We start from the raw sequence: 14,145 nt of genomic DNA on the forward strand, positions 1-14,145 counted from the left end.
TCCTCAGCGCCCGCTCAGCGCCGCGACGCGGTCGAGGGCGGCGGCGAGGCCTTTCAGGGAGACGGGGAAGTTGAGCTTGGTCTCGGCGTCGGTGATGACGTTGAGCGTCAATACGCCGCCCGCCTTCAGCTTCTGCGCCAGCGCCCGATCGATCGGAAACTGCGCCACGCATCCGTTCGGCAGGCAGGTGCGGAACCGCAACTGGCCGAGGGGCGGCTGGTCGTCGATCTGGATCGTCACGCCTGGGTCGAACAGGATGCCGAACGGCAGAAGCAGGGTTCCGGTCAATCCACCCTTCGGCCCCGCCCGCAACTCCACCGCCAGCAGCCTCTGGCCGTTCTTCTGCGTCTGGTCCTGCGAAACCGAGCAGGCGCGTGCATTGTCCTGGATGGTGCAGGCCAGGCTCCAGTCCTGATAGGTCTCCTGGAGCGACGACGCGCCGTTTGGAAGCGTGGCCGCGTGCTGTTGTTGCGCACAGGCACCCGATGCGGCCAGTGCCGCCGCGCAGACTGCGGCCGCCTTCAGAAGAACAAATCTGTCAAACAACGATGGCGACTTTCTCTTGGGGGTTCACGCGCATGGCCCCGAAAACCGGATGGGATTTTCGGGGCCGTGGGCATGGTCATCTGCCTCACGCAGGGTGCAAAAGCAATTCCAAAGCACGTCGCGTGAGCGCGGTGCGCTTCAGGTACAGACCCACTCGCGGATCTTGCATTCGGTTCCCGCCGCCTCGCAGGCATGCAGAGCGAGATCTTCCGCGTCCTTGCGGGTCTCGGCGGAGTTCGCGCCCCAGGGCGTCAGCCGGTCGCTCTGCTTCTCCTTAGCCACGGCCAGGGCGCCGCAGTGCTTGTAGGGAAAGCCCGTCTCGTCGTCGTCTGTCCAATGGCGGTGATTGCGGAACACGGTGACAACAGTGCAGCCCTTGCCGCCGGCGTTCTCGCAGTATTTCATCGCGGCGTCCTTCGCCTCCTGGCGCTTGTCGGCGCCCCAGAAGAAGCCGTGCTTGGTATCGATGCTGGAATAGGCGATCGCCCCCCAGATGCCCTTTTCCTCCTTCGGCTCCGGCTCCGGCGGCGCCACAAGGTCGGCCGAGACAACCTGCCCGCTCCACAGCAGGGCCATGCACAAAACTGCCAGACGTCGCGATATCATGGTCTGCAATCCTTTCCAGGAGCCCTCGCCCATTCGCCTATCCCGTGTCTCACTTCGACGCCGACGCTATGGAAATCACCACGCAGCTATTGCCGGTCGGCAGCAGAAGCGCTTCGCCCGAATTGCCGCCCAGCTCATACACTTCGACCTGGCCGAGATGGTCGGTGATCTTGCTGCCTTGCGGAAGAACGGACGGGATCTCCGAACACGGGCTGGCGAACGGTGCCACCCGCACCATCGCGCCTTCGCAGCCGGAAGCGGTGGGCGATGCGAAAACCACGCCGGCGGCCGGTCCGCTGTATTTTTCCGTCGCATAATCCATGCCGACGAGGGCCTGCACGGCGTGCTTGTCGGCGGCCTGGTCGTTCCACAAGGATTTGACGCTGTATTTAGAACCCGTCGTCAGCACCTGTCCGAGCACAGGAAAGATCGTCGAGCAGGCCTGCACCCCGGCCTGTTTGACATGTTCGAGGAAGGGCGAGTCCGGCAATGCGGGCGGCGCCGTCCCGGCCTGTGCGGCCGTCGGGGTGCCGACGAGACCGGCGATCGCGGCATAGTTGGCGGCAGCGAAGCCGATGCCGATCATGGCCAGCCCCAGCAGCGAGAAGCCCAGGACGCGCGGCCACCGCCGCTGCGGCTCGGCGCCCCTCTTGCGATCGGGCTCGACGATCCTCTTGCGGTCCGGCTCCACACTCGGGCCGCGCGCTGGGGAGATGAACGGGTCTTGCTGGCTCACGGTGCTGCCTCGGTTATTTGATTGGCGCAAGGGCCTCGGACAGCCCCTTGAGCGTTGCGGTCACGGTAATCGTCTGGCCGTCGACGGTCTTGTAGGAGATCGCCGGCGTCGCTTTCTGCACGATCTGCTGGCGCATGATGGGCCCCACCGGCAGCATGCCGACGCAGACCACTTCGTTGCAGCCGTTCAAGTGGATGTCGATCGGGTCGCGCCCGTCGAACTTCAGCGACACCAGGCCGTCGCTTTTCGCGTTCGGCGCGGTGCGCAGGATCATGTAGGGCTTGCCGTCCTGCGTGGCCGCGAGCGACCAGCTGAAGGCCATCTTGCCGGCCCCGTCCTCGATCACCTGCGAGACATTGCAGACCTTCTTGCGCGCCTTGAGGTTCTCGTCGCAGATCAGCGTCCAGTTCTCGAAGGGCCGGATGGTGCGCTGGTATTGGCCCAGCTTCACATCCGGCGGCACCGCCACGTCGGATGGCTTGATCCTGTAGGGCGCGGTCGCTTGCGCGGCGGCTGGCGCGGCGGCCAAGGACAGGCCGCCGGCAAGCGCCAGGCAGGTCAGGAGGAAAAGCCGGGCATGACGGCTGGTTGCCCCGTTCATTCCCGCCTCAGTTCAACGTGAAGCTCAGGCCGGCGCCGACACCGACATTTCCGCCCGCCGCCGTGCCCGAGACGTTGCCGCGGATGCGGCCGTCCTCGCTGGTGTAGCCCGCGCCGAAGGCAAAGGCGCTGGCGTCCCGCCAGAAGCCGCCGCCCGCCGCGACGCTCAGCTTTCCGGGACGGTCGTCGTAGCGCAGCGAGGCTGCGGCAAGGCCGATTGCCGCCGCTTGCCGGGCTTCGTCGCGGATGCCGCTGATGTCCGAATTCAGCTGGCCGAGTTTCTGGTCGGTATAGTCGTTGGCCTGTTGCAGGGTCGTGGCCGCCACCTTGTCGGTATAGCTGTTGGATGTGCTGATGGCGGTGTCCAGGCCCTTGGTCAGCTGGTTGACATTGACCGCGTCGGTGCCGGCGACGCCGGGTCCGACATTGGAGATGACGACCGGCGCGTTGACGTCGCCGCCTTGCAGCGTGATGGTGTTCGTCTTGGCGCCGCCCTGCGTGTCATACGTCACCGCATTCTGGTTGAGATTTCCGACGCCGGTTTGCAGGGCCTCGATCGCCTGGTTGGAGGCGAAGAGTTGCGAACCGTTGATCGCGTCGGTGCTGTCGGCGGCGATCCGTCCGGCAGCGACATTGGTGATCGTCCTCTCCGCGCCGGCATCGCCGACGCTGACTGTCCCGGTCGGCGTCGTGCCGGCAAAGGCATAGGTCTTGCCGTTGATGACGGTGCTGGAGGTGCCGACGGCGGTCTGCGTCACCGAGCCGGAGCCGAGCGCCACATCGTTGGCGTTGTTGGCCTGCGCGCCCTGGCCGAGCGCGACGGCGCCCGCCCCGGTAGCCGTAGAGCCATGGCCGGCGGCCAGGCTGTCGTTGCCGCTCGCCACGCTTTCGGGCCCGATCGCCACGGCGTCGGTGCCGCCGGCGATACTGTCGGCCAGCGACGAATTGGCGTGGAAGTACTTGATGCCGCCGCCATTGCTGATGGTGGTCAAGGCATTGTCGACCGCCGTGAGCCCGTCATAGACGGTCGTGTAGGTGTTGCCCTGGACGGTGTAGGTCGGCCCGGTGATCGAACCGTCGGGGTTGAGCGTGGTGTTGCCGCCGAACAGGTTGGTTACGTTTTGCGACACGCCGCGCAGCTGCGAGACGTTGACGCCGTCGGTGTCGGCCGAGCCCGCCGCGACATTGGTGAGCTTGCGTTCAGCTCCGGCGTCGCCGATCGACACCTCGCCCACCGAGGTCTGCGGAGCGGTCAGGGCAAAGGCCGCGTAGCCGGCCTGCGCGCCGACCGAGGTGATGGACTGCGCGCCCAGCGCCACGCTGTTGATGAAGGTGCTTTGCGCGCCGGCGCCGAGCGCCACCGACTGGATGCCGGAGGCGAGCGAATTGGTGCCGAAGGCCAGGCCGTCCGCCAGCATCACATGGGCGTTCTGGCCGATCGCGGTTCCGCCGGGCGCCGTCTGGTCGACGATGGCGCCGTTGCCGATGCCGATGCCGTTATCGCCGTTGACGACCGTGGTCGGACCGACCGCGACCGATTCCGCGCCGACCGCCAGCGAGTCGGCCGCCACCGAATTGGCATGGAAATACTTGGTCGAGGTGGCCGACACGGCGGCGATGGCGCCCGCGAGCTGGCGCACCGTCACCGCGTCCTGGTCCTGCGTGCCGTCGGCGACATTGGTGATCTGCCGGTAGGAGGTGGCGTTGCCGACCGAAACGGCGCCGAGCAGCGCCTTGTCGGTGGTGTTGTACTGGATGAAGTTGGATGGGCCGGCGGGCAGTTGCCCGGTAGCCGGAGCGATCGGGCGATCGGAGAGCGAACCCGAGCCGAGGGCCACGCCGCCGTCGATGCTGGCATTGCTGTCGCGGCCGAGCGCCAGCGCGCTGACGCCGGTCGCGGTCGCATTGTAGCCGACCGCCGTGGAACCGACGCCTTGGGCGAAGGAATCGGTCTGCGCCAGCCCGAACTCGTTGGTGCGGGCATAGCGGATGCCTTCGCCATTGGCGTCGGTGAAGACGGTCGACGTGTCGCCGGTGATGTTGTTGATCGTGTTGCCGAGATTGGTCACGCCAGCGCCGATATTGGCAATGTCGGTCGTGTTCTGGGTCACCTGCTGGTTGGTGGCGAAGAGCTGCGAGCCGTTGACGGCATCGGTCGAACCGCCGTTCAACTGTCCGGCCGCGACGTTCTGGATCTGGCGCTCGGCGCCGGCCGAGCCGACCGAGAAGGCGCCCGCCGGCGTGCCGCCGGCGAAGGTATAGTTGACGCCGCCGATCGTCGTGCCGCCGACATTGGTCGTGGCGCCCGACGTCGAATTCAGGCCGATCGCGACATCGCCGGCATTGTTGGCGACCGCATTCGGGCCGACAGCGACGGAATCGGCTCCCAGCGCCTGCGAATCCGCCAGCGTCGAGTTGGCATGGAAATACTTGATGCCGCCGCCGACATTGATGTTGTTGACGACGGCGCCGATGGCATCGACCGCCTGGTTGGTGGCGAAGAGCTGCGAGCCGTTGATGGCGTCGGTCGAGAGCGCGCTGATCCGCCCAGCCGCCAGGTTGGTGATGGTGCGTTCCGCGCCGGCCGCGCCGATGCTGACCGTCGAGGTCGGGTTGGTGCCCTGGAAGGCGTAGGTGGTGCCGTTGACCACCCCGCTGGCCGTGCCGACCGCCGTGGTGGTCACCGAGCCCGAACCGAGCGCCACGTCGCCGGAGCTTGCCGCCGCCGTCGCGCCATCGCCAATCGCGACATTGCCCGCAAGACCGGCGGCGCCCGCCGTCGAGCCGTTGCCCAGCGCCACGGAACCTTGCCCGATCGCCTTGTTGCTGTTGCCGATCGCGACGGCGCCGTTGGCCATGTTGGCCGCGGTGGCGGTCGCCGTGCCGTCGCTGTTGGCGATGTTGTTGGCGCCGCCGGTGAAGGCGCCGGTGCCGCTGGCATAGCTCGGGTCGCCGATCGAGACCGCGCCGTCGCCAAAGGCGGTGTTGCCGGAGCCGATGGAGACGGCCTTGCCGCCGGTCGCTACCGCATTGGTGCCCATGGCGACCGCTTCGGCGGAATCCGCCTTGGCGCTGGCGCCCAAGGCGATGGTGTTAGCCGCCGTCGCGTTGGTCGAGGGGCCGATGGCGATGGAATTGGCTCCGCTCGCGGTACTGGTGGCGCCTACCACAATGGAGTAGGCGCCGGACGCAGTGGAGCCTGCGCTGCCCACCACGGTGGCGCCGGCGCCAGTGGCGTTGACGGAAACGCCAAGCGCCACGGCCTGCGTGGCTGTCGCGTTGGTAGAGGAGCCCATGGCGATGGCACCGTCCTCCGTGGCATTGGCCAGCGTGCCGAGCGCCATCGCGTTGTTCTTATTCGCAAGCGCGCTGGTGCCGATGGCGATGCTGTTGGGCACGGCCGTGTCGGCCTGCACGCCTGCCTGCGCGCCCACACCGAATGCAATGGACTGGTTGCCCCAGGCGCTGGCGTTCTTACCCATCGCCGTGGCGCCCGTTCCCGTTGCCTTGCTTTGGCGTCCGATTGCGGTGGTGTCGACCTGAGACGCCGTCACGTCCGTACCGATAGCAATGGCGCTCTGGGCCAAGGCTCCCGTCCCGGCAGCGGTGCGCGAGCCGAGATAGACGGCGTTTATCGCGGTTGCGGTCGACTGGAAGCCGACGGCGACGGCATTTTGGCTGTTCGCAACGGTGCTGGTGCCTTGTGCAACAGCATCCAGCCCGGACGCCCCTGCGAACTGCCCAATCGCAGTGCTGCGCAGCCCGCTGGCTACGGATCCGTAGCCAGCGGCGAACGCATAGTTGTTGCTGGCCGTGGCGCTGACACCGACTGCGGTGGAGTTCCCTCCCGAAGCTTGGGCGTTGGTGCCCAGCGCGCTGGCCCCGGCCCCAGTGGCACCCGCGGCGACGCCGATCGCTACCGTGTTGATATTGTTTGAAATCGTACCGGAGCCGATCGCCACTGCGCCGCCGGTGCCCGTGGCCGACGCGGTGCGACCAATGGCGACGCCGTATTGCGCCGTCGATTGGGCCTGGAAGCCGAGCGCTATGGCCCAGTTAAGGCTGGCGTTTGAGCCGTTTCCGACCGCGATGGCCTCGGGAGCGGTCGCCGAACCGCCGCCGGCCTGATATTGCGCCTGAGCCGGCGTCGCGGCCATGCCGATCGCGAAGGCGCCCAGCGTCACGGCTGTCCCGAGCGCCCCGCCGACGCCCAGCGTTCCCAGCCCCAAGCGCTTGCGCCCCATGCCCAGCGCACGATGCGCCATGCGCAGGACCGCCATCAAGCGGCGCCGGGCCGAACGGGACCGAGGATCGCCATTCGCGATCCAGTGACTGGCGAAATGCGCCGCACGGCGCTGAACAAGGAGCGAGCCGCCCGAAATATGGCCGCCCGAAATATGATTGTCGGTCATGGTTCCCTCTCCGCTGGCCGGCACGAAATGTCTGACACTTCCACTCCACAGCAGGAAGACATGATTCCCCTTCGCGGTATTTCACGAAATTGCTGTCTCGTGAGAAAAGATACGAGCATATACGCGGAGGTTAACGGCTCGTTACCTTAGCAACTGCTTTAAAATCAAGTAATCAAATAATGACGAGAGCGCGGCTTCATCTAATCTTTGCGTTAAACTTGGCCGCCCGCGCCTGCATCGGCGTCATCTGCCGATATTTCTTCATCATGGTGGTGAAGTGGCTCTGGCTCGAAAACCCGCTGAGATGGGCGATGTCGGCGATGGTCATGCGGCTGTCGGCAAGAAGTCTTTCCGCGAAGTCCAGCCTGAGATCGAGAACATATTGATGCGGCGGCATGCCGAACGTCCTGGAGAAGGCGCGCACGAAGTGGTACGATGAAAATCCGCAGACGGCGGCCATTTCGGCAAGCGCCAGCTTGCGCGAGAAGTTCTCGTTCAGGAACTCCTGCACCTTGCGCGCACTGCGGGCGGAAAGCCCGCCCTTCACGTTGAGCAGCGGCTGCCGGGCCGAATTGGCTCCGGAAACCGATCCGGGGGGACCATCAGCGCCCGGCATTTTTCGGCCTCCCGATATTTCCAAGATGAACTTCAACCCGAGGCCTCCCTCCCCGTTCCCCCGAAAAACAATTCGTGATTGATCGAAGCGGGCCCGCATCGCCAGCCCCGCTCATGTGATCGATCCGGCCGGATGGCAAGCAATGCGCGAACCGAATGGCATTCCAAATGACTCCAGCAAAGCTTGGGGCACAGGTGGTGACGGACGTATTTTGAAAAACTCCGGAAGCCTTGTAGGAAATTCCGGTCTTGGCTCGCTGGCCGGCAGCTGTTGCTACTTTGCCATGGTCGGGCTTTCAATTCCTGCGGAAAGCGTCACCAGTCTGCCTGGCGTTCTTCCCCTGTATCTCTTCATGGTCGCGGCCAGGTGGCTCTGATCCGAAAATCCGGCAAGGTAGGCGACTTCGGCAATCGGCAACTCTCCGCCGGCCAGCAGCTTTTCCGCGAGGTCGAGACGCAAGTTGATCAGATACCGATGCGGCGGCATGCCGAATGTCCCGGCGAACCTTGCGATGAAATGATTTGGTGACACCCCCGCGACCGACGCGAGCTCGGCGACCATGACTTTCCGCACGAAGTTCTGGTCGAGATACTCTCGCACGCGTCGGGCGCCAACGGCGGAGAGCCCGCCTTTGGGCGACGCGGCCTGCCTCTTGCGACCCGTATAACCGCGCAGCAGATGCACCCCGAACACCGTCAGCAGCGAGTCCAGATAGAGCTCGTTCGGCGGCAGCCTGTCGGTCACTTCGGCAACGATCATCCGGGCTATGTTGAGCGCCCTCAGGTCAACCGTGCCGAACGCGGGCGGCTCGAGCTTGACGTCCGGGAGGTCGAACTCATGGGCCGCCAGCTCGGACAGCGCTTCGGGAGAGATCGAAACGACGGCGTTCTCCCTGGTCTGCGACCAGGCCAGCGTGCTGTCGACGCCCGCCGGATTGACGACGAGACAGCCGACCGGCGCATCGTACTGCGTGATCCTGTCACTGCCGAGCGAGGCTCTCAGCTTGCGTGCCGGCCTCAGCACAATCCCCGTGGAATGCTCCCTGGCCAGGAATTTCTGCGATCCCGGACTGCGGACGGAATAGATGACGCTTCCGCGGGCGGTGGCTCTTCTGGGACCAGCACTTTCCGGAATGATATCCAGGACGTATCGAGCTGTCCGCTCTTGATCGACGCCCTGGGAATCGCCGCTTTCCCGAGCCCCGCCCGCATGTTTCATACGTGTTGCCTCAGCCGGCTTACCGCCGCTTGGTATCCCCTTCCCCTGACCCGGAATCAACGTAACGCACACGCCTCGAATTGAAAAGAACTTCCACGCGCAAAGAAAATTCTTTATTCGAGATAAGAAAGAAGAACTGACCGTCGAAGGAAGTTCAGCAGCATTTCTGTCAATAGCGAAGAGCCTTGACGGATCTTCGCTTCCGGATTCGTCGGCCCGGGCGTAAGCCGGCAACGCATCGGTCACGAAGAAAGAGTTCACATGCGAGGCTGTGTCGGCCCTGTGGTTCGACAGCGTTGTTCGGCATCAGTGGCACGCAACGGCGCGGCGCGGAGCCAGTCGTTCACGGCCGTCTATTGCGGGTCCCCGCGACCTTTTTCGTAAAGATCCCACGCGAGTTCCACAAAAGCCAGAAGCACATCATCCTTGTCCCAGCCGGCCGCGACAGCCGCCTCGACGATTTCGCCCACGAGAGGCAACAATTGGCGCTGGCAGGCGAGCGGGATGTCAGCCTCGGATTCATCCACCGGAGGTCCATCGAAGTTGAACTTCATCGTTTGGCGCTCCCCTCGCCATCAAACGAAATGCTACTCGTTCCCAACAAACGAAGTGCTATTCGCCAGACCTTATTCCTATACAATAGCTCCAACATTAAACATAGCAGGCTAGGCCGCCAACGGAGCGCAACACCGGATAATCCGTGTATCGACCGGCTGTCCTAGTGACGCTGGGGAAGCGTTATTACATCACTGTCCAAGGCAAGCTGCCGAATGGACGCCCGTCGGCCGCGCCGTCATGAAGCACGAGGAGTTGGCCGGGTTCGGAGACGAACCAGGCGAACGAGCCCCAGGCAAGCTGCGCGACGGTCTTCTTGAAGCCGGCGGACTGGCGATCCTGGTAGGCGGTCAGGAACGCGATCTGTTTTCGGTCGAAACCGGCCGCGTCCGTGACAGCATGGAGGGCATCGCGCCGGCGATCCGTGATCGCGCCATCGGTCGCCACCACTTCCACGAACAGGATCAACGGCTCCTTGCGGCCGAGATCGGCGAGGATGATGTCGGGCAAGTTCCTGTCGGCCTCGATCTTGAGGCCGATCGCACTGGCGATGGCGTCGTCGCGCAGGACCACCTTGTTGCCGCTCTCGCTCAGCCACAACATGGCAGGGGCGGCGAGAAACCGTTTGGCGAACACCTCGATGACGGCTTGCGCGATGACCGAACTCGGTCCCGGCGCCAAAAGCCTGGTGTCGCCGTTCGGAAACGTGACGCGGATGCCGGCGGTGTTGGCGACAGCGCCGGCGCGCATGATGGTCACGCGGGCCAGCGCGCCCTTGCTGAGATGCGTTTCCTGGAAGTCCGCGATGGCGGTTTCCAGCGCCTCGCCTTCCAGCGCCGGGTCGAACAGGGCTGCAAATGCCGCCCTCAGCGCATAGCGGGGCTGGCCTGAAGTCGTCGGCAGATCCTCGCGACGCAGCACCGCGCCGATCGCCACCAGCCCGTCCCGCAGCGTCTCGTCGCGGATGGGCTCGCGCGTATTGTCCGCGTACCAGCGTGATCCCGCGACGGCGCCGTTCTTGCGCAGGACAGTTGCGGCGTAGGCATCCCGATCTGCATCGTCCGCCAGCGCCGCCTGCTCGCGGGTCATGCGATAAACATGGACAGGGCCCAGGAATCGCCCCGAACCCTCGACGGCGCCGATGTAGAGAGCGGCGAACACGGTGCTGGCGGCAAGTTCGCGGATGCAATAGATGCGGTTCGGCGTGCCCTCCGGAAAGATCAGCGGCAGGCGCCCGGCGACAAGATCGCGCGTCGCATAGGGCGGCCGTGCCGTCATGCAGGCTCACCGTAGAGGCGGCTGCATTCCGCCTCGATCCTGTCGCGCGGTGCACCGGCCATGACCAGCCTTTCCAATGCCTGGATGCTCCTGGGCGACGGCAGTGGCAGCGCTTCGAGCTCGAAGGCGGAAACGGCGACGCTGCCGCTGATGCAGCGGAAAAGATCGTCGACGACACGGCTGTTCAAAAGCGCCGCCACGACCGCCGCCGGCACCTTCGTGCTGCCGGTCGCGCGGACCATGTTGAGATGGTTTTCGACGACGACGCCGCCATGCGCATCGATGAATTCCTGGCGAAGTTCGGCGGCAATCAGGCGCCGGGCCTGTTCCTTGGCGGTGGTGCGCTGGACGAGGATGCAGGGCGCCTCGACAAGCAGCCAGCCGTCGCCGGCCTCCAGCTTGAAGTAGGGAGCGTGGTTCTTCTTGCGCGCGCGATAGGCGAACTGGCCGTCGGCGGTCACGGCTTCGGCCCAGATCAACGGATGCACCCCCTTGCCGCCGGCGCGATCGCGCAATTGACCCTTGAAGCGGTTCCAGACCAGCGGGCCGGTCGAGACCCCATAGCCCCAGTCGGCAAGGCGATGCGTCATCGTCTCGGCCTGGGCGATGAGCCGGCTGTGCTCCGGCGTGCGCGGCGCAAGCCAGGGCATGGCGCGGTCGGATGGCAAGCCAATCGTGCCGTTGCGGGCAATCCCGGCCTCGGTCTCGGAGGCGACGGTCAGGTAGTGGATCTGCGCGCGCCGCGGCTCGGCGCCGTTGACGTAGACGGCAAGCAGCGTCTCTTGCAACACATCCTCGAAAACGCCGCGCCGCGCATGCACGAAGTCGATCGCGACGGGCGGCGCCTCCTTGGCCAGAAGGCTGCGCAGCGCCGAGTAGTATTGGCCGCCGAGAAAGCTTGTCGGCGTCAGGAAGGCGATAAGGCCGCCAGGCTTGGTCCAGCGCAACGCGGCATCGGTGAAAACGCCGTAGAGATTGGCGTGCCCGTAGAGGCCGCGCGCATAGCGCTCGCGCAATTGCGACGGCAGCGAGACCCGCCCATAGGGCGGATTGCCGACGACGAGATCGAAGACGGGTTCCGGATCGGCTTCAAGCGTGTCGCAGGCCGTCACCATGGCCGGGGCGGCGCGCCCGGCCCTGGTCGCAATATCGGCGAGCGCGATCTCCAGGGCGCCTTGCGCCAGCCGCGCCGCGAGAGGATCGAGCTCGAAACCGGCAAGCCTGGTGCCGACATGGCTGAGCGCGAAGGCGGGCTCGCAATCGCCGAGCGCGGCGATCATTCGGTGCGCGGCATGAAACAGAAACGTCCCACCTCCGGCGGCGGGATCGAGAACCCGCGCGCTGCGCCAGTCCAGGCCCTCTTCCTCGGCCTGGTCGAGCAGGCGGTTGACCAGCGCCGGCGGCGTGTAGAAGGCACCGCGCTCACCGCGCTCCCTGGTCGGCAGCAGGACCGGATAGAGGCTGGTGACGAGATGCAGCGCTTCGAGGATCGGCAGCCGCGCGGCGGTCTCTCCGATGCTGTGCGCAAGCGCGGAGGCCGGCTCGTCCAGCGCTTCCGTTTCGAAGGCGAGCGAGGGGCAGATCGCCGGAGAAATGCCGAGGGCCGCCGACAAGGCCTCCAGCGCGCGCCGGGTCAGCGAAACCGCATAGGTTTCGCGGTCGCATTCGTCGATCGTCTCGCACCATGCGCGTGCCAGAAGGCGAGCCTTCGACAGCTCCGCGCGCGCCGCTCGCAATGCATCAGCCACCGAGCGCAAGACGGCAGGCAATTTCGACCCACGAATCTGTGAAATTTTTCCCATCGCCCTCGACCGTACCGCGCAAGACTCACCGATGCGATAGAGTATCACATGTTCTCGTTATGTTCCAGTGGACAACCGCAACCGTCCCGCCCACGCCATCACAGCGCCAGGCTACCCTGCTCCGTCTCCTCGGTATTGGGATCGCCCGGCGCCGCGTTGCGGTCGCCCGGCGCCGCATTTGGGTCGCCCGGCGCCGTCGCCCAGGCGAGTTCCACCAGTGTGACGGTGCGCCGGCCGGTACCGTCGAGCTGGCACACGATCAGGCCCTGCTCCTCGATGTAGGTGAGCAGGCGCCGGGCGCGGCGCATGGAGTGCGAACCATAGGCGCGGGCGATCGCGGCGTCGCTCGGGCAGGGCCAGCCTTCCTTGGCCGCGCGGGCGATCATCATGAACACGCCCTGCATGTCCTCGGGCAGCAGCGAAGCGCGCACGGAGACGTCGCGCCACGCATCGTCCTCGGCCATATCGGAACCCACGCCGGCGCGGGCTCGCGTCAGCATGCGGCGGAACTCCTGCAGATCGGGCACGACCGACGCCAGCCCCTCGATGCGGCAGCGCACCACGAACTCCTGGTAGAGCACGCCGATGACGCGGAAGCCCGCGTCGGGCTCCGCCAATATGGCGCGCAGGATGCGGTCCATCCGCTCGCGCCGCTCCGCCAGGTCCTCGGCGCTGGGCGCCGGCTCGGCCGGTTCGGGGCGGATCTCCAGCGCCGCCGACTTCGCCGCCATCAGCTGGTCGAGCAAGTCCGGCGACGTCACCCGCCGCTGCGGCCGCACGGCCTCCGGCGGCGGTGCCGCCAGGATGATCGCGCGGGCATCCTCTAACGCCGCTTCCGGCAACGGCATCAGCCGCGGCGTGCCGTTGCGCGGGCTCGTATCCGTCGGCCCGATGCGCAGGCCGAGCGGGCGGCGCGACAGCGCCGGGCCCAGCGCCATGAAATGCCCGCGCTCCAGGTCGCGAAAAGCCTCCGCCTGCCGCCGCTCCATGCCAAGCAGATCGGCCGCGCGCGCCATGTCGATGTCGAGGAAGGTGCGGCCCATCAGGAAATTGGACGCCTCGGCCGCGACGTTCTTGGCAAGCTTGGCCAGTCGCTGCGTGGCGATGATGCCGGCAAGCCCGCGCTTGCGGCCGCGGCACATCAGATTGGTCATGGCGCCGAGCGAAAGCTTTCTCGCTTCGTCGGAAACCTCGCCTGCCACCGCCGGCGCGAAAAGCTGCGCCTCGTCCACCACCACCAGCATGGGATACCAATGGTCGCGCGCCACCTCGAACAGCCCGCCGAGAAAGGCGGCGGCGCGCCGCATCTGGTTCTCGGCGTCGAGCCCTTCGAGATTGAGCACCGTGGAGACGCGGTGGATGCGCGCCCGCTCGCCGGCGCTCTGCAACCCGCGCTCGGTATGTTCCTCGGCATCGATCACCAGATGGCCGAAGCGTTCGCCCAGCGACACGAAGTCGCCTTCGGGGTCGATGATGGTCTGCTGCACCCAGGGCGCGCTCTGCTCCAGCAGCCGGCGCAACAAATGGGATTTGCCGGAGCCCGAATTGCCCTGCACCAAAAGCCGCGTCGCCAGCAGTTCCTCAAGGTCCAGCGCCGCCGGCGCGCCGGCGGTCGTCTGTCCCATCTCGATCGCAACGGTCATGTCAGACTCAGCCGCTCCTTCGCAAAGGGACTTATCAACCCGATTGCAAAGCGTCGAGCGCCGATGGCCGCCAGTTGGGCGTTGCGCACAGTTGTGCGAATACTGCCTGCCTGATGCGAACATCCGGCGGGCT

The 14,145-nt window shown here is 66.0% G+C and carries 11 protein-coding genes; all 11 read right to left on the reverse strand.

What is annotated here, in order from left to right:
- Positions 1–3: 3 nt before the first annotated feature.
- The 11 genes from FJ979_RS17485 to FJ979_RS17535 all read right to left on the reverse strand — a co-directional run bounded on the left by FJ979_RS17485 (position 4) and on the right by FJ979_RS17535 (position 14,012).
- Entirely contained in the window at positions 4–495 is a 492-nt protein-coding gene (locus FJ979_RS17485; protein ID WP_224684818.1) for an invasion associated locus B family protein, read from the reverse strand.
- Between the two features lie 189 nt (positions 496–684).
- Complete coding sequence (locus FJ979_RS17490; RefSeq protein WP_140558900.1) at positions 685–1,152, reverse strand: DUF4189 domain-containing protein; 468 nt, start codon at positions 1,150–1,152, stop codon at positions 685–687.
- Between the two features lie 49 nt (positions 1,153–1,201).
- Complete coding sequence (locus FJ979_RS17495; protein WP_140582424.1) at positions 1,202–1,888, reverse strand: hypothetical protein; 687 nt, start codon at positions 1,886–1,888, stop codon at positions 1,202–1,204.
- A 13-nt stretch (positions 1,889–1,901) separates the two neighbouring features.
- A complete protein-coding gene (locus FJ979_RS17500) occupies positions 1,902–2,489 on the reverse strand; it encodes an invasion associated locus B family protein (RefSeq protein ID WP_140582427.1) in 588 nt (195 codons plus the stop codon).
- Between the two features lie 7 nt (positions 2,490–2,496).
- Complete coding sequence (locus FJ979_RS17505) at positions 2,497–6,900, reverse strand: YadA-like family protein (protein ID WP_140582430.1); 4,404 nt, start codon at positions 6,898–6,900, stop codon at positions 2,497–2,499.
- Positions 6,901–7,096: 196 nt separating this feature from the next.
- A complete protein-coding gene (locus FJ979_RS17510) occupies positions 7,097–7,516 on the reverse strand; it encodes an AraC family transcriptional regulator (RefSeq protein ID WP_224519119.1) in 420 nt (139 codons plus the stop codon).
- Between the two features lie 273 nt (positions 7,517–7,789).
- The gene (locus FJ979_RS17515; protein WP_246679324.1) at positions 7,790–8,980 is read right to left on the reverse strand and encodes an AraC family transcriptional regulator; all 1,191 of its coding nucleotides are present in this window, start codon (positions 8,978–8,980) and stop codon (positions 7,790–7,792) included.
- Positions 8,981–9,087: 107 nt separating this feature from the next.
- The gene (locus FJ979_RS17520) at positions 9,088–9,288 is read right to left on the reverse strand and encodes a hypothetical protein (protein ID WP_140500096.1); all 201 of its coding nucleotides are present in this window, start codon (positions 9,286–9,288) and stop codon (positions 9,088–9,090) included.
- Positions 9,289–9,475: 187 nt separating this feature from the next.
- Positions 9,476–10,567 carry a BsuBI/PstI family type II restriction endonuclease gene (locus FJ979_RS17525; RefSeq protein ID WP_140500097.1) on the reverse strand — a complete coding sequence of 364 codons (1,092 nt, stop codon included), beginning with the start codon at positions 10,565–10,567 and terminating at the stop codon, positions 9,476–9,478.
- Entirely contained in the window at positions 10,564–12,336 is a 1,773-nt protein-coding gene (locus FJ979_RS17530; protein WP_246679326.1) for an N-6 DNA methylase, read from the reverse strand. The genes FJ979_RS17525 and FJ979_RS17530 overlap by 4 nt, the downstream gene beginning before the upstream one ends.
- A 131-nt stretch (positions 12,337–12,467) precedes the next feature.
- The gene (locus tag FJ979_RS17535; RefSeq protein WP_224619410.1) at positions 12,468–14,012 is read right to left on the reverse strand and encodes an ATP-binding protein; all 1,545 of its coding nucleotides are present in this window, start codon (positions 14,010–14,012) and stop codon (positions 12,468–12,470) included.
- Positions 14,013–14,145: the final 133 nt, after the last annotated feature.

The sequence above is a fragment of the Mesorhizobium sp. B1-1-6 genome (genome assembly GCF_006443035.1).
Taxonomy (GTDB): domain Bacteria; phylum Pseudomonadota; class Alphaproteobacteria; order Rhizobiales; family Rhizobiaceae; genus Mesorhizobium.

What these genes read in the sequence shown, in the direction of transcription:
- FJ979_RS17490 (WP_140558900.1), bottom strand. Translation starts at nt 1,152, where the DNA reads ATGATATCGCGACGTCTGGCAGTTTTGTGCATGGCCCTGCTGTGGAGC.
- FJ979_RS17520 (WP_140500096.1), bottom strand. Translation starts at nt 9,288, where the DNA reads ATGAAGTTCAACTTCGATGGACCTCCGGTGGATGAATCCGAGGCTGAC.
- FJ979_RS17535 (WP_224619410.1), bottom strand. Translation starts at nt 14,012, where the DNA reads ATGACCGTTGCGATCGAGATGGGACAGACGACCGCCGGCGCGCCGGCG.
- FJ979_RS17505 (WP_140582430.1), bottom strand. Translation starts at nt 6,900, where the DNA reads ATGACCGACAATCATATTTCGGGCGGCCATATTTCGGGCGGCTCGCTC.
- FJ979_RS17510 (WP_224519119.1), bottom strand. Translation starts at nt 7,516, where the DNA reads ATGCCGGGCGCTGATGGTCCCCCCGGATCGGTTTCCGGAGCCAATTCG.
- FJ979_RS17500 (WP_140582427.1), bottom strand. Translation starts at nt 2,489, where the DNA reads ATGAACGGGGCAACCAGCCGTCATGCCCGGCTTTTCCTCCTGACCTGC.
- FJ979_RS17525 (WP_140500097.1), bottom strand. Translation starts at nt 10,567, where the DNA reads ATGACGGCACGGCCGCCCTATGCGACGCGCGATCTTGTCGCCGGGCGC.